An 18,127-nucleotide genomic window follows, 5' to 3' on the forward strand; every position below is an offset into this window, starting at 1 on the left:
ATTGCTTCGACGGGGCGGGGACTTTCTTCGGAGGGCAAACATGGGCGCAGCAAGGTACGTCGGTCGTGCCGGGGGGCTGGCCGTCGCGATGGGAGTGGGTACCGCGATCGCCGTGGGACACGGCTACGCAGTGGCCGACACCACCGACTCGCAATCGGACAAGTCCTCTAAATCGGAGTCCGCGAGCAGCGCAACCGGCGCCAGCGGCGGCACGGGGACCGCGACCGGGTCCGCGACGTCAGGCAACGGTGCGACCGCCTCCACGACGGGGTCGACGTCCACGACGGGGTCGACCTCGACCTCGGCCTCGGCTGGAACCGCCAAAGAAGACAAAGACGACAAAGACGACGGGGCGACCGACTCGACGACGCGGACCCGCACGGTCACCGGCGGGGTGACGGTCAGCGCCCAGACCAATACGGGGTCGTCGCGCAAGACCGTCGACGACGCCGACGAAGAGCCAAAAAAGGAGGAAGAAGGCTCGACTGCGACCGCGGAAGCACCGAAGGCCACGTCGACGCCGACCGCCGAGCCCACGGCAACACCGAGCCCCGAGCCGACGGCCGCCCCGACGGCCGAACCCACCCCGACAGCCGAGCCCACAGCGACGCCGACCGCCGAGCCGTCCGCGACACCCTCCGCCGAGCCGACGCCGACCGCCGAGCCGAAGCCGACCGCCGAGCCGGCTAAGGACTCCGACACCGGCGAAGCGGACCCGTCATCGCAACCGAAGCCCGACGGAACCTCGAAAACTTCCACCCAACAAGCCGGCGCAACGACCGACACGGATGCCACGCAGTCGCTTTCCGATCCCGCCGCCGCGGTGCAGGAAACGGGGAACTACGTCGTGTTCGCCGATGCACGATCACTGGCGACGACAACGATGAACAACGCGTCGCCGTTGATGCTCGCCTACCAGCCGACGACCGTGACGCCGGCGGCTCCTGCGAACCTGTTCACCGCCGTGACGAATTTGGTCACCAACACGATCAACTGGATTCTCAACCCACTGGCAGGCACGGTGCCGTCGTCACCTGCGCAGCCGCCGCTGATCTGGGGCCTGCTCGCGTTCGCGCGTCGGGAGTTCGAGAACTTCTTCGCGGCGCTGGCGGGGCGGCCCACCACCACGCCGGTGGTGACCACCCCGACGATGATGCTGGCGGACCCGATGGCCAGGATGGCGCTGACGGCCGCCGAACCCTTCAATCCGCTGTACTCGCCGTTCCCCAACCCGCAGGTGAGCCCGTCGACGCAGTTCGTCTCCTGGGTCACGGGTCCTTGGTCGTACCCCGGCAATCCGCTCATGGCCAATACCGTCGACCGCTTCTCGGTTGGTGGCACCGACCTCGGCATCATGTGGGACAACGGAATTGAGGACGACCCCACCACCCCGGAAAACGAACATCAGGTCCTGATCGCGTTCGGCGACACGTTCTTCGACGGCAACATGTCGCAGGACTGGCGATCCAACACCATCATGCGGACCTCCGACTGGTACCTCGCCAACGGGATGGAGATCCCCGACGGGGAGTGGTACAACGGCAACATGTTCGGCGGCGCGCCGCTGGGCCCCGACGGATTCCCCACCCGAGCCAGGCAGGTCATCTTCCCCGAAGGTCTGCCCGCCGGGATCACCCTGATACCCACCGCGGGAATCTCGGTGCCCGTAGAAGGCTCCAAGTACGGCGCGATCCAATACGTGAGTTTCATGTCGGTGACGCAGTGGGGCGCACCCGGAACCTGGACGACGAACTACTCGGCGATCGCCTGGTCCGATGACAACGGCGAAACCTTCCATGTCGCACCGGAAACCGTTCGCTACAACCAGTCGTGGACCGGCAACCAGAACTTTCAGCAGATGGCGTTCGTCCGGCCCGGCGACGGATATGTCTACGCGTACGGCACCCCCAACGGCCGTCAGGGCGCGGCTTACCTGGCGCGGGTGCCTGAGCAGGACATCTTGGACCTCTCCAAGTACGAATACTGGAACGGCGGGAGTGCCTGGGGCGGAGCCCCGGCCGGCTGGGTGAAGAACAACCCATCCGCGGCCACGGTCGTCTTCGGGGTCGAGCAGGGTGCTTGTGGTGCCGCCGCCGAAGGAAACCAGGTCAGCGAAATGTCTGTGCAATACAACAAACAGCTGAACAAGTACGTCGCCATGCACGGTGACCAGTTCAACAACATCGTGATGCGGACGTCCGACACCCCGCAGGGCACCTGGTCGAAACCGAAGGTGCTGATGAAGCAGCAGCCGGGTGGGATCTATGCCCCGATGATGCATCCCTGGTCGCCGTCGACCCAGGGCACGGGCACCGACCTGTACTGGAACCTGTCGGAGTGGAACTCCTACAACGTGATGATGATGAAGACCGATCTGAGCAAGGTCTGACGTGTTGAGAGTCGTGCTCGTCGGCATGCTGATCCCTCTGATCAGTGCCCCCGTCGCGTGCGCAGAACCCGGTCAGCCGCCAGGTCCGCCGCCGCAGACCGGTCAGTGCACCGCCGATCTCGAGGGCGCCATGACGCAGGTGCCTGGCACGAACACCCTGTCGGTGTGCCGGGGCGGTGCGTGGCAGGACGTGACCGGTCCGCAGCCGCCCGCCGACCGCTGGGTGAGCCAGGCGTCTCCGCTGAAACTACACGGACAGGGCATGCGCAATTCGGACATGGCCGCAGGCAAATGGATTGGGACGCCGCGGGATTCGAGCACGACGTGCCGCGCACAACAGCAGGTCGTCGTCAGCCCCGGTGAGCTCAGTACGCCGACCGCCGTCGAAGGCAACCCGGGTCAACCGCTGCACTTCGACGTGCCCGCGAGGATGTTCTTGATCGAACTGAGCGGCGACTGCGTGTGGACGCGTAGCTGAGTTCCGTCAGGGCCCGCAGTAGATGGGCGTCCCGGTGAACAGGTCCCTACCGCAGATCGCACCGGGCGCCGGTGGGGGAGCCGGATAGAGGCGACCGCTCTCGTCGATGAGGTCGTTGCCCTGATACCGATACTGGTGGCAGACGTTCCAATCCCAGTCAAGCGTTCGGTTCGATGCCGCCGACGGAGGAGTCTGACCGGGACACCAGCTGAACCAGTAGTAGTCGGCCCCGGCCGCACTTGCCAAACCCAGCCCGGCTAGCGCCATGCCGCTGGAAACCGCTGCCGTTGCGGCGAATCGCGATAAGGCCTTCATGATCGCATCCTTTGCCTCACGGCACCGCCGTGTCGGCGGTGCCTATGCGGTCAAGTACACGGCCGTCCCGCTGCTACCGATCCCAAGAACCCCGTTACTTCGGCTCGATGGTGCCCGAGCTGATCGCGTCCTGCTCGGTGTGCTCGTCGGCGTCGGGAATGCGCTCGGGATGCAGCATCTCCGCATAACGCAACTGTTCGGGTATGCCGTAGCCGTCGACGAGGAGTTCGGCGTACGGGCGTAGTGTCCGGCAGCGTTCGTTGATGCCACGGGTGACGGCCTTCGCGCGTTCGGTCGAGATGAACCTGTGCTCGATGAACCACGCCCGGTCCTTTTCGATCACCGTCAGCGCGTACAGATCGCACACCATGTTCAGGATCTTGCGGGCCTCGTCGTCTTCGCACGCATCGATGCCGGCGACGAACGCTTCGAGGATCACCCGGTCGATGTGGGCCTGGGCGCTGTGCAGCACATGGTCCTGCACAGCGTTGAAGGCGTCGAACTCGCTCATCTCCTTCGACTTGCCCTGCAACCGGCGCGCCACCGTGGAGATCATGTATTCCTCGCGGTCCTCGAACATCTTGACCTGGGTGCCGCGGTTGAACAGGCTGCCTTCCTCTTCGTTGTCCTGCCGGGTATCGAGGATGGTCTGCATGATCGTCTCGGCCGCAGTGCGTTTCAGCACCCGTTCACCGGCGAAGTTCGCGGCGAACCGCACCCATTCGACCGGGCTCATGCTCTTGACGTCGTCGGCGTAGGCCGTGAGCAGCTGCTTGGCCACCAACTGCGTGAGCACGTGGTTGTCGCCTTCGAAGGTGGTGAACACGTCGGTGTCGGCCTTCAACGCGATCAGACGGTTCTCGGCCATGTAGCCCGCGCCGCCGCACGCCTCGCGCGCCTCCTGGATCGCGCGGGTGGCATGCCAGGTGTTGGCGGCTTTCAAACCGGCCGCGCGGGCCTCGAGCTCGCGCTGCTCCTCCGGATCGGGTTCCTCGGCGCTCTGCAGGTCGTGGCATTTGGCGACGAGTTCGTTCTGCGCGAACTGCAGCGCATACGATTCGGCGATCAGCGGCAGCAGGCGGCGTTGGTGCGCGAGGTAGTCCATGACGAGTACCTCATCCCCGTCACCAGGCGCCTCGAACTGCCTGCGCTGCAACGCATATCGCGTGGCGATGTCGAGCGCGACGCGGGCCGCGGCCGCGGCGCTGCCGCCGACGGTGACGCGGCCGCGGACGAGGGTGCCGAGCATGGTGAAGAACCGGCGGCCGGGGTTCTCGATCGGCGAGCTGTACGTGCCGTCGGGCGCGACGTCGCCGTACTTGTTGAGAAGGTTCTCGCGCGGGACGCGGACCCGGTCGAATTGGATCCGGCCGTTGTCGACGCCCGGCAGGCCACCCTTGTAATGGCAGTCCGACGTGGTCACGCCCGGCAGGTCGTTGCCCTCCTCGTCGCGGATCGGGACCAACACGCAGTGCACACCGTGCCCTTCACCATCGGGGGTGATCAGTTGGGCGAAAACAGCGGCGATGCCGGCAGTTTCGGCGGCGCCCCCGATGTAGTCCTTGCGCGCGGTCGGCGTGGGGGAGTCGACCACGAACTCCTGGGTTGCCGGGTCGTAGGTGGCGGTGGTTTCCAGCGCCTGCACGTTGCTGCCGTGACCGGTCTCGGTCATTGCGAAGCAGCCGAGAAGCTCGCAATCGATGATCGGCTTGACGTACTTCTCGTGATGTCGCTCGGTGCCGAGGTTCTCCACGGCCCCTCCGAACAACCCCCACTGCACACCGGCTTTCACCATCAGCGACAGATCGCTCATAGCCAGCATCTCGATCTGCGTGACTGCCGCACCGACGTCGCCGTTGCCGCCGTGCTCTTTTTTGAAGCCGTCCTCGGCGGCACCCATAGCCGCCATGATCTTGAGCTGCTCCGCCACCTTCGTACGGGCGATGACGGTGTTGGGGGTGTAGTGCGGTCGGAAGACCTCGCTGGAGAGCTCCGCACGCATCCGGTTCTTCACATCGCGCCAACGTCCGTCGAGCGCATTGCGCAGATGTTCCGCAGTGGTGGTCATGTCTCGACGGTAGCCGTCCGCGCGCTCCCGCAAACGTGATGCGGTAAACCCAGGCAATCCTCACTGGACCAGCCGAAATCCGAGGCGTTGAATCATCCCCATGGCCGCGCCTACCGGAGTACCGCACACCTCGACGCATCGGCACGCCGATGTCACCGGCGGCTGGCTGCGCGCCGCGACCTTCGGCGCCATGGACGGTCTCGTCAGCAACACCGCCCTCATCGCCGGCGTCGCCGCAGCGGCCGATGCCAACACCGTCGTCATCAGCGGCGTCGCCGGGCTGTTGGCCGGCGCGTTCTCGATGGCGCTGGGGGAGTACACCTCCGTGACCACCGCCAACGAACAGATCGAATCCGAGGTCCTCGTCGAGCGACGAGCCTTTCGCAAGCACCCACAGGCCGAGAGGGCGGAGCTGGTGGCGATGCTGATGAACATGGGCATGACCCGTGATACCGCGGTCAAGGCCACCGACGAGGTCCATCGCGACGAGAACCGGGCCCTGAACTTCCATCTTGTCCAGGAGTTGGGCGTCGACCCCCGGGAGAAGCCGTCGCCGTCGGTCGCGGCCGGTTCGTCGTTCCTGATGTTCACGCTTGGCGCGATCATCCCGCTGATCCCGTATCTGCTCGGCTTCCATTCGCTGTGGGCAGGGCTGGCGTGCGGTGGCGTGGGCCTGCTCGTCGCGGGCGGTGTGGCAGCGCGTTTCACCGGGCGACCGATCTGGTTCGCCTCTCTACGTCAGTTGGCATTCGGGAGTGTGGCCATCGCGGCGACCTACGTCGTCGGACTGCTGGTCGGCACGTCCGTCACGTGAGCGAAGCGGTTCGCACCGCTACTCGTCTCCCAGAATCGGCGCGAGCGTCGCAAGACCCTTGATCCTCCCAGACGTTTCAACCGGTGTCCGCGACCGCTGTCCTCGTTGACTAACCGGGCGGTCCAGGATCTGCATCCGCTGTGAGTTAGGCAGCTGATGAACCCCCCGGGGTTCACACCCGCCGGCCGGATGGCCCGCTACGAGGCGACCCAAGTGCTGCTGAACATGTTCGGAGACTGCGATATTCGCAGATGCGGCAGTCGCGGGTCACCGCCTGAGTTCAAACCGCGAGATTGTATTCCGGCGGGCTCCCACTCGTCGAACTTCTGCTGCTCGAATGCGGCTTCGCGACGAAGCAGGCATCAGCTGTCGCCGACGGTGACCTCTCCTTTGGTGGTCACTTGGTGACGGTGTTGGACGTCGACGCCTCGTCCAGCAGCCGTCGCAGTACGCGCACCGCGTCAGTGAGCGTCTCCCGGTCGGCGACGTCGAGCCGTTCGAGGTACGGATCGATCGCCGCGCCGCGGTCCAGCCGCACCTGTCGGAGCGTGTCCACGCCCTTGGGGGTGATGCGAATCAGCACCGCGCGTGCGTCCTCGGGGTCGACCGTTCGCGACACCATGCCCGCCTCTTCGAGGCGGCGGACCTGGGTCGTCATCGTCGGTTGTGAGCAGTGGTCGAGTGCGGCCAGATCGGAGATGCGGGCCTCGCCCTGGTCCTCGATCGTGGACAGCAGTCGCGCCTGGGCATAGCCGAGGGGCAGGCGGGCCCGCTGCGTGGCCAGGCGGTTGATCCGGGCGACCACGGACAGCAGATCGGCCCCGAGCGTCTGGGTCATGCCGCCAGATTAGGTGTTTCAAACGCCGAATCCGCCTCGATCGATCCCAGCGCAGTGTGGCCGCCCCGACCGCGACTGGCAGAATCGTGCAATGACCGCGACCGGGGCACGAACTCGACATACCGGTCGTCTGCGTCCCGTCGAACTCGCGCAGGCCTCCGTCATGGCTGCGCTGTGCGCGGCCACCGCGATCATCTCCGTGGTCGTTCCGTTCGCTGCGGGGCTTTCTCTGCTGGGCACGGTGCCGATGGGGCTGCTGGCATACCGCTACCGGTTGCGGGTGCTGCTCACCGCGACCATCGCCGGCGGGATCATCGCGTTCCTGATCGCGGGCATGGGCGGGTTCATGACAGTCGTCAACTGCGCCTATATCGGCGGGCTGACCGGCATCGTCAAGCGCCGCGGACGCGGCACCCCGACCGTGTTGTTCGCGGCGCTGATCGCCGGAGCGGTGTTCGGGACGGCGGTGGTGGTGGCGCTGTCGATCCTGTCGCGGCTGCGTCACCTGATCTTCGAGTCCGTCACCGCCAACATCAACGGCCTCGCCGCGGTGATCGCCCGCATCCCCGATATGGAGGGCGCGGCCGAGCGACTCAAGCGCGACTTCGCCACAGCGCTCGAGTACTGGCCGCTGTTGTTCTTCAGTGCGGGGGTGATGTCGATCACCTTCGTCAGCCTCGTCGGGTGGTGGGCCCTGTCGCGGGTGATGGAGCGGCTGTCGGGCATCCCCGATGTCCACAAACTGGAGTCCTCCAAAGACGTCGGCGCGATCGCCCCGGTGCCAGCGCGGCTGCGCGACGTCCGGTTCCGCTATCCGAGCGCCGACCATGACGCGCTGGGGCCGGTCTCGCTGCGCGTGGAACCGGGTGAGCACCTCGCGATAACGGGTGCCAACGGCTCGGGCAAGACGACGCTGATGTTGATGCTGGCCGGGCGGGAGCCGACGGCGGGCGCCATCGAACGGCCGGGCGCCGTCGGGCTGGGCCGTATCGGCGGCACGGCGGTCGTCATGCAGCACCCGGAGAGCCAGGTGCTCGGCACCCGCGTCGCCGACGACGTGGTCTGGGGGCTCCCACCCGGCAAGGCCACCGACGTCGGCCAGCTGCTCGCCGAGGTGGGCCTCGACGGGTTGGCCGAACGCAACACCGGCGGGTTGTCGGGTGGCGAACTGCAGCGGCTTGCCGTCGCGGCGGCGCTGGCGCGCGAACCGTCGCTTTTGATCGCCGACGAGGTCACCAGCATGGTCGACCAGGAGGGCCGTGAGGGACTGATGTCGGTGCTGTCCGGGCTGACGCGGCGCCACCAGATGTCGCTGGTGCACATCACCCACTACAACGACGAGGCCGACGCGGCCGATCGCACGGTCGACCTGTCCGGTAACGGCGGCGCAGCCGACAACGCCGACATGGTGGAATCCGCCGATGCACCGGCAGGCACCGTCGCTGCCGGCGTCGATGCCGCTCCCGTGCTGGAACTCGTGGATGTGAGCCACGAGTACGGCAGCGGCACACCGTGGGCCGCGACGGCGCTGCGCGATATCACCTTCACGGTTCACGAGGGCGACGGCCTGTTGATCCACGGCCTCAACGGGTCGGGTAAGTCGACGCTGGCCTGGATCATGGCGGGTCTCACCGAACCGACCGCGGGTGAATGCCTGCTCGACGGGAAGCCTGCGTCAGAACAGGTTGGCGCCGTGGCGATCTCGTTCCAGGCGGCGCGGTTGCAGCTGATGCGCAGCCGGGTCGATCTCGAGATCGCGTCCGCTGCCGGGTTCTCTCCGCGTGATCGCGGTCGGGTCAACCAGGCGCTGTCGACCGTCGGCCTCGATTCCACGTTGGCCGAACGGCGCATCGACCAGCTCAGCGGCGGACAGATGCGTCGCGTCGTCCTCGCCGGGCTGCTCGCCCGCTCGCCGCGGGCCCTCATTCTCGACGAGCCGCTTGCCGGCCTGGACGGCGCGAGTCAGCGGGGCCTGCTGCGGTTGCTGGTCGACCTGCGCCGCCGCGTCGGGCTCACCGTCGTCGTGATCTCCCACGACTTCGCCGGGCTGGAGGAATTGTGCCCGCGCACTTTGCATCTGGAAGGTGGCGTGCTGGTGCCCGCACCGACGACGGCGGGGGGACTGTCATGACGGCGCCGACGAAGCGTCGGCAGCGCAGGGGCGTCGTGCTGCTGCGGCCCGTGCCCGGCAACAGCGTGGTTCACCAACTCTGGGCCGGTACGAAGCTCCTGCTGGTCGCGGTCATCGGCGTGTTGATGACGTTCTATCCGGGCTGGGTGCCGATCGGCGCCGTCGCGGTGGTCGTGCTGATCTCGGCGCGGCTGGCCAACATCCCGCGCGGTGTGCTCCCGTCGATACCCGGCTGGCTGTGGTTCCTGCTCTTTCTCGGCGGCTTGACGGCGACCTTCGCCGGCGGCAGCCCCATCATCTCCATGGGTTCGGTCGAGGTCGGGCTGGGCGGTCTGCTGAACTTCCTGCGCATCACCGCGCTGTCGATCGTGCTGCTCGGTCTCGGGGCGATGGTGTCCTGGACGACGAACGTTGCCGAAATCGCGCCCGCGGTCGCGAAGCTGGGCAGACCGCTGCGGGTGTTCCGGATACCGGTCGACGAGTGGGCGGTCGCTCTGGCGCTGGCGCTGCGCGCCTTCCCGATGCTGATCGACGAGTTTCGCGTGCTCTACGCCGCGCGGAATCTGCGCCCGAAGCAGGTGCACCCGAGCCGCCGCGGACGGTGGCGTCGTTGGTGGCTCGAGGCGATCGATCTGTTGGCCGCTGCCATCACCGTCGCGCTGCGGCGTGCCGACGAGATGGGCGATGCGATCACCGCGCGCGGTGGTGCCGGACAGATCTCCGCCGCACCGTCGGGCCCGAAAGCCATTGACTGGTGGGCGTTTCTCATCGTCGCCGCAGTGTGCGGGACGGCGTTGGCGCTGGAGTTGACGGTGGCGGGCACCAGCGCCGTCACTCAATGATCACCGCCGCGAGGCTGCCGTTTATGACGGAATATCATCGAATCTCGTCAGAAACCGCAGTCTCGGTGAGTACTAACGCTGCGCGGCCGCGTTCGCTGCCTCCTGAGCCTCGGCCAGTGTGGCCGCCACGTCGCGACGGCCGAGGAACATCTCGTCGAAGTAGGGTTTGAGCGCGTCGAATCCCGCGGCGAAACCGGCGCCGCCGGGCGCCTCGATGCGGGGACCGTCGAGCACATCGAAGAACGGGCTGACGTCTACGCCGCGGGAACGCCAGTACTCGTGGTAGACCCGCTGCGCGCCGAGCACCGCGGGGATCGCCGCGCCGCCGGCGCCGAGATAAGCGTTGCCGCGGGCACTGCCCATCCAGGTCAACACCTCGCGCACCGCCTCGGGTTGCGCGGTGGCCGAATTACCGGCAGCGGCAATGCCGTTCGTCACGCTGACGCGGCCGGCGTGTCCTTCGGGCAGCATCGCGACTCCCCAGCGGAACGGGGCGGCGTCGGCGATCGCCGCCAGGTTGTACGTCCCGGACTGGAACAGCGCCATCTTGCCCTGCAAGAACTGGTTGCGGGAGAAGTCGCCGTTGTCGTTGGTGGCCGATGCGGGCGGGGCGACGTGATCGATGTTGATCAGCGCCACCAGATACCTGAACGCCTGGGCGGCCTGCGGATTGTCGAACGCGAACCGGTCGCCCACGGCGAACACCCCATCCGCCGAACCGATGTAGTTGAGGTAGATGCCCTGAAGGTCGTTGGCGGCGTTGTACCCCCACTGCCGGACCCGCTGCGCGTCGAAGTTCGCTGCGCCGGCGGTGCCGCCCTGGTGGTCGAGGGTGAGTCGGGCCAGCAGTGGTCGCAGCGTGTCGACGGCCGGATCCGGTGACCAGCGCAGCGTGGCCAACTCGCTCGGGTCGACTCCCGCCGCGGAGAGCAGGTCGGCGTTGTAGTACAGCCCGATACCGGCGTCGGTCAGTTGCGGTACACCCCACAGCGTTCCGTCGCGGGTGAACTGGTCGACCACCGACGGCTCCCACGCCCGCGACGCCGCCGTGTGATCGATGTTCATCAGGCGGCCGCTGTCGGCGTATTCGGCGAAGTAGGCGTTGCTGATCCAGAAGATGTCGTCGGCGCCCCCGCCCGCGACATCGGTGCGCAAGCTGTCGAAATACGTCGAGTAGGCGACGACGTTGACGCGCACCTCGATGCCGGGGTGCCCACGCTCGAACTCGATGAACGACGCGCGGTAGGCCGCGGCCACCTGCTCATCCCACAACCGCACGGTCACCACGGTCCGCTCGCCCGCGTCGTTCGGTTGTCCGAGCAGCATGGCCGCGACCAGTAGCAGCACACCCGTCATCGCCACACCTGTGGCGAGCAGTGTGGAAAACCTCGGCCGCACGCTCATTTCAGCCCCGTCACCACGATCGAGCGCACGATGTGACGACCCAACGCGACGAACAACACCAGCAGGGGCACGATCGCCACCGTCGTCGCCGCCATCACCAGCGGCCACTGCGCGTTGTAGCGCGACTGCAGGCCCGCAGTAGCGACCGTCAGCACCTGCCACTGACTCCCGCTGGTGATCACCAGCGGCCACATGAAGCTGTTCCATTGCGAGACAACGGTGATCAGCGCCAGCGTAACCAGGATCGGCCTGCTCGCAGGCAACACCACATGCACGATCACGTCCAGCGTGTTGGCGCCGTCGATGCGGGCGGCGTTGATGAGGTCACCCGGGATACCGCGGAAGTACTCGCGCAGCAGAAAGATCGCGTATGGCGAACCGAACATGAACGGCAGCACCAGCGCCCAGAAGGTGTTCCGCAGGCCCGCTTCGGCCATCATCAAATACAGCGGGACGACGGTGACCGTCGCTGGCACCATGAGCGTCGCGATGTACACCCAGAACAGCGCGTCGCGGCCGGGAAACTGCAGCCGCGCGAACGCGTACGCCGCCAACACCGAGAAGGTCAGCTGGCCGAGCAGGATCACCGCGGTCATCAGCGCGGTCACGACGGCGGCCCGGCCGAATCCGGCGTCGGCGAGGTTCGCATAGTTCTGCAGCGTCGGTGGCAGGGGAAGTGACAGCGGCGACTCAGTGTCGAACGCGCGGGGGTCCCGCAGCGAGGTCAGCAGGCCGAGGACGAACGGCGCGAGCGTGATCAACGCGCCCGCCAGCAGGACGGGGTAGATGACGGCGGCGGACGTGACGCGGCTAGGTGAGGTCATAGCTGATCCGTCGACGGAAATACAGCTGCTGGACGATGGTCACACCGACCAACAGGACGAACAGCACAACCGCCATCACCGCGGCCCGGCCTACGGCCGCGGCGCCGAAGGCCTCGGCGTAGATGCGGTGCGCCATCAGGTCGGTCCGGTTCTGCGGGCCGCCGCCGGTCAACGCGTACACGGTGTCGAAAACCTGGGCGGCGCTGATGATTCCGGTCACCAGTACGAAGAACAACGTCGGCCGCAACATCGGAAGGGTGATGTGCCGGAACCGCTGCCACGTCGTCGCGCCGTCGGTGCGGGCGGCATTGTGGATGTCCTCGGGAATGTTGAGGATGCCGGCCAGGAAGAACAGCGTCACGTATCCCACGTTGGTCCACACGACCACCGCCGACACCACCGGCAGTGCCAGCGTCGGATCAGTGAGCCATTCGATCTGGCGGCCGAGGACGGTGCTGACCGCTCCGTCGGTGGGGGCCAGGATCCAGCGCCACAGCACCGCGATCGCCAGCGGCGCGCAGATCCACGGCAGCACATACAACGTCCGGAAAAACCCGCTGCCGGGCAGCCCGCGTGTCAGCAGTGAGGCCGCGATCAATCCGAGGAGGGTCTGCGCGGGCACGACCAGCACGACGAACAGCAGCGTGACGACCAGCGAGGTGCCGAACGTCGGGTCGGTCAGCACCGACTGCCAATTGCGCAGGCCCACATACTCCATCGGGCTCAGCAGGTCCCACCGATGCAACGACAGCCACACCACCACGAGCATCGGCAGCAGCATGAACGCGACGACTCCGAACAGGCTCGGCGCCAGGAGTGCGTACGCGGTCGCGGTCGTGCGGCGGCGTTGTGCCATCCGAGTCATTAAAGCGGCCCGGCGGCGCCACCACTACGGTGGTGTCGTGACAGCTACTCGAGGCGTGGACGCCGACTTCCTCGACCTGCCGAGGAGCGAGCTGGCCGAGGCCGCGACCTCGGCGGCGGTGGCCGCAGGCGCCAGCTACGCCGACCTTCGCATCCAGGCGGTCACTTCGGAGTTCGTGCAGTTGCGCGACGGTGTCCTGCAGACCGCGGTGGTCGACCGGGAGATCGGCTTGGCGGTGCGGGTGATCGTCGACGGGACGTGGGGCTTCGCGTCGCATGCCGAGCTCAGCGCGGACGTCGCGGCCCAGACCGCGCGCCGCGCCGTGGGGGTGGCCAGGACGCTGGCGGCGCTCAACGCCGAGCGCATCGAGTTGGCCTCCGAGCCCGTGTACTCCGAGGCCATTTGGGTTTCGGACTACGACGTCGACCCGTTCACCGTCGCAACCACCGACAAGCTCGGTGTGCTCGGCGAATACTCGGGACGGCTGTTGGCCGCAGACGGCGTGGATCATGTCTCGGCGGGACTGCAGACCGCCAAGGAGCAGACGTTCTACGCCGATACCTTCGGTTCGACGATCACCCAGCAGCGGGTGCGGGTGCAACCGTCGCTGGAGGCGGTCGCCGTCGATGCCGCGGCGGGGACGTCCGAGACCATGCGAACGCTGGCCCCGCCGACCGCGCGGGGCTGGGAGTACGTGGCCGGTGACGAAGTGTGGAACTGGACCGAGGAGCTGGCCATGCTGCCGACGTGGCTGGCCGAGAAGGTCAAGGCGCCCAGCGTCACGGCGGGGCCGACGGATCTCGTCATCGATCCGTCGAATCTGTGGCTCACGATCCACGAGTCGGTCGGCCATGCCACCGAATACGACCGGGCGATCGGATACGAGGCCGCGTACGCGGGGACCTCGTTCGCCACGCCCGACAAGCTGGGCGCGATGCGCTACGGCTCACCGGTCATGAACGTGACCGCCGACCGGACCGTCGAATACGGTTTGGCGACGGTGGGTTTCGATGACGAAGGAGTGCAGGCGCAGAAGTGGGACCTGGTGCGTGAGGGTATCTTCGTCGGCTACCAACTCGACCGGGTGTTCGCACCGCGGCTCGGGGAGGAGCGCTCCAACGGGTGCGCCTACGCCGATTCACCGCACCACGTGCCGATCCAGCGGATGGCCAACGTGTCGCTGGCGCCGAGCCCCGACGAGGTGAGCACAGAGGATTTGATCGCCCGCGTCGACGACGGTATCTACATCATCGGAGACAAGAGCTGGTCAATCGACATGCAGCGCTACAACTTCCAGTTCACCGGGCAACGCTTCTTCCGCATCCGCGATGGCCGGCTCGACGGCCAGCTGCGCGACGTGGCGTACCAGGCGACCACGACCGACTTCTGGGGCTCGCTGGAGGCCGTCGGTGGTCCGTCGACGTGGCGGCTCGGCGGTGCGTTCAACTGTGGCAAGGCGCAGCCCGGCCAGGTGGCCGCGGTGAGCCATGGCAGCCCGTCGGCGTTGTACCGCGGGGTGAACGTGCTCAACACCCGCGCCGAGGGCGGGCGGTAAGCGATGATCGGCGCACAGCAGGTGGTGGAGATCGCGCTGGCCGAGGCGACCCGGTTGGGTGGGGCCGACGACACGGTCGTGTTGGTGACCGACCAGGCGGACGCGTCGTTGCGGTGGGCGGGCAACTCGATGACCACGAACGGCGAGTCGAGGAGGCGCTACACGACGGTGATTTCGGTGGTGCGCAAGGGAAGCGCAGCGCATGTCGGATCGGTGCGATCCAGCGAGGTGGACCCATCGACGGTCGGGAGTCTGGTGGCGGCTTCGCAGGAGGGGGCGCGCTCGGCGCCCGAGGCTCGCGACAGCGCACCGCTGCTGGCCGGTGGCGACGCACCGCCGGACTGGGATGCTCCGGTGCCGAGCACAGGAGCGGAGGTGTTTCTGCCGGTTGCTGACGGCCTCGCTCGCGCGTTTCGCGGCAGCGACCGGTTGTACGGCTATGCCCGGCACATCATGGAGACGACGTTCGTCGCGACGTCGGGCGGGCTGCGGCGGCGCTACACGCAGCCGACGGGGTCGGTGGAGATCAATGGCAAACGTGACGACGCAAGCGCGTGGGTCGGCGTCAATACCGCCGACTTCGACGGTGTACCAATCGGTTCCATGCTCGAGGAGTTGTCGATGCGCCTGGGGTGGGCCCGGCGCACGGTGGAGTTTCCCGCCGGCCGTTACGAGACCATCCTGCCGCCGTCGGCGGTGGCCGACCTGATGATCTTCTTGACGTGGGCGATGGACGGCCGAGGTGCGCAGGAGGGTCGTACGGCGTTCTCCGCGCCGGGCGGCGGCACGCGGGTGGGGGAGCGGCTCACCGATCTGCCGTTGACGCTGTACTCCGATCCGTTCGCCGAGGGGCTGGCGTGCACGCCGTTCGTTGCGACGTCGACGTCGTCGGAGCGGATTTCGGTGTTCGACAACGGGATGGACATCGAGCGGGTGGACTGGATGCGCGATGGCGCGATCAACGCACTGGCGTATTCGCGGGCTGCGGCGGCGGAATTCGACGCCACCCCGGCCATGCCGGCGGGCAACCTGCTGATGACCGGTGGCGAGTCGGAGTTGGCGGACATGATCGCGGCGACCGAGCATGGTCTGCTTCTGAGCACACTTTGGTACTTGCGGGCGGTCGACCCGTCGGTGCTGCTGCTGACCGGACTGACCCGTGACGGTGTGTATCTGATCGAGGACGGCGAGGTGACGGCGGCGGTCAACAACTTCCGGTTCAACGAAAGCCCGCTGGACCTGCTGCGCCGCGCGACGGAGGCGGGAGTCAGCGAGTTCACGTTGCCGCGCGAGTGGGGTGATTGGGCGACGCGGGCGGCGATGCCGTCGTTGCGGATTCCGGACTTTCACATGTCTTCGGTCAGTCAGGCGCAATAATCGGTGCGTGGGCGCTGATGAGTTTGCCGATCGGATTGCCGGTTTGGTGGCGATGTCGTCGGGTGACAGCCAACGGGACACGCTGATCCGGTTGACGTGCGGCAGGTCGTTGTCGCTGCCGCCGCTGGCGGTGCAGGTCGATCTGGTCGACGAGAACACCGAAGCAGACCGGGTGGTGGCGGCGTTCGCCGAGCAGTTCGCGACCGACGTGTCGGGTATCGGTGACAACCAGCGTAAGCGGCTATTGGAGACTTTGGGCGACAACGCCTTTCGGACCGTCGTCGCGACCTTCATCGCGGACTTCGTGCCGCGGGTGTGGGCGGGCTGTGAAGCGCTGGGGTTAGGTAGACCCGGTTACGTCAGCGTCGTGGAGTGGGATCCGGAGTCCGATCCCGTCGATGCGCTGCTCAACGGGTTCGCCCCTGCGGTGGCGCGGTTGCGGACGCTCGATCCGGTCACGACCGAAATCGTCCGGTTGCGTGGCGCAACGCAGCACAACTGCAGGTTGTGCAAGTCGTTGCGGGACGGCGACGCGTTGGACTCGGGCGGCTCGGAGGAGATGTATGGGCAGATCGAGGCCTATCAATCCGCCGAGAGCCTGACCGAGGCGCAGAAGGCGGCGCTGCGGTACGTCGACGCGCTGATCTGGTCGCCGGCGCGCATCGACGCCGAGCTGGCGGCGGAGGTGCGGCGGAATTTCTCGGAGAAGCAGGCATTGGAGCTGACCCTGGATGTCATGCGCAACGCGTGCAACAAGATCGCGGTATCGCTGGGGGCTGACACGCCGCGGGTGGCGTCGGGCACGGAGCGGTACTCGATCGGCGACGACGGGCAGCCGGTGTACGCCGATATCGCCTGACGGCTCTCGGCCAGTGCTGTTTGTGCCGACCTCTGAGCGACTAATTCGCTGGGAGCGAATCAGTCGCTGAGAGGTGGGCACATCGGGATATGGGACGATGGTGCCGCGCAGCGCCGGGGGCGGTAGCTCAGTCGGTTAGAGCCGCGGACTCATAATCCGTTGGTCGCGGGTTCGAGCCCCGCCCGCCCCACTTCAAAGGTGTATTAGGTCGGCTGATGCTGGACATATCTGTTTCGGGTGATTCCTGACAGTGTTTCGGCTGATGGTTGACAGTTGCTTCGGTGGAACCTTGACACTCATCTGAGAGCCGGCCGGCCGCTGGGTCCGCCGATCGGTGGACCGCGGTTCCCCCTCCGAACCCTCCAGTCTGCGGACTGTCCGAGCTGTCGTTTCGGGCGATAGTTGGTTCACCGAACGGGCCTCGACCAGTGGGGCCTGGGGAACAGGAAGGTAGCAACATGAACAAGAAGGACACCACGGAGAAGGTCACCGTCGGCAGGCTCACCATCACCAGCCCCGCAGGACGGTCCGCGCCCGCCAATTGCGGGTGCATTCAACCCCGCGCCGGTGTTTCGTCCGGGAAGCGGTGATCAGCTGTGGCGCTTGAAGGTCGACTTGAGGCGGCGTTGGCGTTCGAAGCGCCCTACGTGATCGATCGACTTGTCAGGGACGGGGTCGTCGCGACCCGGGCGTCCGCCGAACAGCTTTTCACCGAGGCAAAGAAGTACCTCGTGCTGAACGCGGCAACCCCTGAGAAGTCGTTCGACATGTGTTCGGCGATGGTGGACGAAGCCTGGCACGCCTTCGTCCTCTTCACCACCGAGTACACCGACTTCAGTCAGCGCTACTTCGGGGACTACCTCCACCACGCGCCGGCCGGGGAACGCGGCGGACCCGAAACAACGACACTGGACGGGGGCTCACAAGAGACGGCTTCCTTCGACGACTTCTGCTTGCGATATGAGGAGTTCTTCGGAGACCCGCTCCCAGCGGTCTGGTACGACAGCAACAACGTCACTGCGTCAAGCCGGGTCATCAACGACAGGCTCGGGGCGCTCAGTGTCATCGCCGAACACCACACCATCCACGTTATGGACGGCACCGGTCGAACCGTGCTTTCCGTCGATGAAATAGCAAGCGAGGCAGTGGAATTCATCGTCAACATGCACGCGTTCTATGTCCGCGAGCTGCCGGGCGGCCTCGCCGAGGCGGAGAAAGTCGCCGTGATCCAGCCGCTCGTCCGCTTGGCTGTGTTACGTCTGGCGCCCTAGCCCGGCCTCGGTGCTCGACATCGGTGACCAGCCGCTCATGACTGATAGCTGCGATAGCGACGCCGTCGCCCAAACACCGCAACGCTGCGCGGTAAGT

The 18,127-nt window shown here is 66.8% G+C and carries 16 protein-coding genes and 1 tRNA gene; 11 read left to right on the plus strand and 6 right to left on the minus strand.

The window, feature by feature from the left end; translation table 11 throughout:
• The first annotated feature begins 40 nt into the window (after positions 1-40).
• Both AAHH99_RS19890 and AAHH99_RS19895 read left to right on the plus strand, forming a co-directional pair.
• Positions 41-2,389 carry a DUF4185 domain-containing protein gene (locus AAHH99_RS19890; protein ID WP_418770204.1) on the plus strand — a complete coding sequence of 783 codons (2,349 nt, stop codon included), beginning with the start codon at positions 41-43 and terminating at the stop codon, positions 2,387-2,389.
• 1 nt (position 2,390) lies between these two features.
• Positions 2,391-2,867, plus strand: a complete 477-nt coding sequence (locus tag AAHH99_RS19895; RefSeq protein ID WP_418770205.1) for a hypothetical protein — start codon at positions 2,391-2,393, stop codon at positions 2,865-2,867.
• A gap of 6 nt (positions 2,868-2,873) precedes the next feature.
• Here the strand turns inward: AAHH99_RS19895 and AAHH99_RS19900 are convergent, their stop codons facing one another.
• Both AAHH99_RS19900 and AAHH99_RS19905 read right to left on the minus strand, forming a co-directional pair.
• Positions 2,874-3,182: a hypothetical protein gene (locus AAHH99_RS19900; RefSeq protein WP_418770206.1), complete on the minus strand. Its 309-nt coding sequence runs from the start codon at positions 3,180-3,182 to the stop codon at positions 2,874-2,876.
• A 94-nt stretch (positions 3,183-3,276) separates the two neighbouring features.
• Positions 3,277-5,250, minus strand: a complete 1,974-nt coding sequence (locus AAHH99_RS19905; protein WP_418770207.1) for an acyl-CoA dehydrogenase — start codon at positions 5,248-5,250, stop codon at positions 3,277-3,279.
• 100 nt (positions 5,251-5,350) lie between these two features.
• On the opposite strand from AAHH99_RS19905, the gene AAHH99_RS19910 reads away from it, so the two are divergent.
• Complete coding sequence (locus AAHH99_RS19910) at positions 5,351-6,064, plus strand: VIT1/CCC1 transporter family protein (RefSeq protein WP_418770208.1); 714 nt, start codon at positions 5,351-5,353, stop codon at positions 6,062-6,064.
• Positions 6,065-6,461: 397 nt separating this feature from the next.
• On the opposite strand, the gene AAHH99_RS19915 is transcribed toward AAHH99_RS19910, so the two are convergent.
• Positions 6,462-6,902: a MarR family winged helix-turn-helix transcriptional regulator gene (locus AAHH99_RS19915; RefSeq protein ID WP_064394128.1), complete on the minus strand. Its 441-nt coding sequence runs from the start codon at positions 6,900-6,902 to the stop codon at positions 6,462-6,464.
• A gap of 91 nt (positions 6,903-6,993) precedes the next feature.
• Between AAHH99_RS19915 and AAHH99_RS19920 the strand changes: the two genes are divergently transcribed.
• Together AAHH99_RS19920 and AAHH99_RS19925 are read left to right on the plus strand one after the other, a co-directional pair.
• On the plus strand, positions 6,994-9,033 hold the full coding sequence (locus AAHH99_RS19920) for an ATP-binding cassette domain-containing protein (protein WP_418770209.1): 2,040 nt from the start codon (positions 6,994-6,996) through the stop codon (positions 9,031-9,033).
• Positions 9,030-9,875, plus strand: coding sequence for a CbiQ family ECF transporter T component (locus AAHH99_RS19925; protein WP_418770210.1), 846 nt, complete (start codon positions 9,030-9,032; stop codon positions 9,873-9,875). Before AAHH99_RS19920 ends, AAHH99_RS19925 begins: the two co-directional genes overlap by 4 nt.
• Positions 9,876-9,947: 72 nt before the next feature.
• On the opposite strand, the gene AAHH99_RS19930 is transcribed toward AAHH99_RS19925, so the two are convergent.
• Genes AAHH99_RS19930 through AAHH99_RS19940 form a run of 3 tightly spaced genes read right to left on the minus strand, consistent with a single transcriptional unit; the run spans position 9,948 to position 12,959 of the window.
• Positions 9,948-11,279 (minus strand): ABC transporter substrate-binding protein, encoded by a 1,332-nt coding sequence (locus AAHH99_RS19930; RefSeq protein WP_418770211.1) that lies wholly within the window; start codon positions 11,277-11,279, stop codon positions 9,948-9,950.
• Positions 11,276-12,103 (minus strand): carbohydrate ABC transporter permease, encoded by an 828-nt coding sequence (locus tag AAHH99_RS19935; RefSeq protein WP_418770212.1) that lies wholly within the window; start codon positions 12,101-12,103, stop codon positions 11,276-11,278. The genes AAHH99_RS19930 and AAHH99_RS19935 overlap by 4 nt, the downstream gene beginning before the upstream one ends.
• Entirely contained in the window at positions 12,090-12,959 is an 870-nt protein-coding gene (locus AAHH99_RS19940; RefSeq protein ID WP_418770213.1) for a carbohydrate ABC transporter permease, read from the minus strand. The genes AAHH99_RS19935 and AAHH99_RS19940 overlap by 14 nt, the downstream gene beginning before the upstream one ends.
• Positions 12,960-13,005: 46 nt before the next feature.
• Between AAHH99_RS19940 and AAHH99_RS19945 the strand changes: the two genes are divergently transcribed.
• From AAHH99_RS19945 to AAHH99_RS19970, 6 genes are all read left to right on the plus strand, one after another.
• The gene (locus AAHH99_RS19945) at positions 13,006-14,523 is read left to right on the plus strand and encodes a TldD/PmbA family protein (protein WP_418770214.1); all 1,518 of its coding nucleotides are present in this window, start codon (positions 13,006-13,008) and stop codon (positions 14,521-14,523) included.
• 3 nt (positions 14,524-14,526) lie between these two features.
• Positions 14,527-15,900, plus strand: a complete 1,374-nt coding sequence (locus tag AAHH99_RS19950; protein ID WP_418770215.1) for a metallopeptidase TldD-related protein — start codon at positions 14,527-14,529, stop codon at positions 15,898-15,900.
• Between the two features lie 52 nt (positions 15,901-15,952).
• Complete coding sequence (locus AAHH99_RS19955) at positions 15,953-16,759, plus strand: carboxymuconolactone decarboxylase family protein (protein WP_418770295.1); 807 nt, start codon at positions 15,953-15,955, stop codon at positions 16,757-16,759.
• Positions 16,760-16,875: 116 nt separating this feature from the next.
• Positions 16,876-16,949, plus strand: a tRNA-Ile gene (locus AAHH99_RS19960).
• 268 nt (positions 16,950-17,217) lie between these two features.
• Positions 17,218-17,349, plus strand: coding sequence for a hypothetical protein (locus tag AAHH99_RS19965; protein ID WP_418770216.1), 132 nt, complete (start codon positions 17,218-17,220; stop codon positions 17,347-17,349).
• A gap of 36 nt (positions 17,350-17,385) precedes the next feature.
• A complete protein-coding gene (locus tag AAHH99_RS19970; RefSeq protein WP_418770217.1) occupies positions 17,386-18,030 on the plus strand; it encodes a glycine-rich domain-containing protein in 645 nt (214 codons plus the stop codon).
• Positions 18,031-18,127 lie beyond the last annotated feature (97 nt).

The organism is Mycobacterium neumannii (assembly GCF_048452905.1).
In the GTDB taxonomy this organism is placed as follows: domain Bacteria; phylum Actinomycetota; class Actinomycetes; order Mycobacteriales; family Mycobacteriaceae; genus Mycobacterium; species Mycobacterium neumannii_B.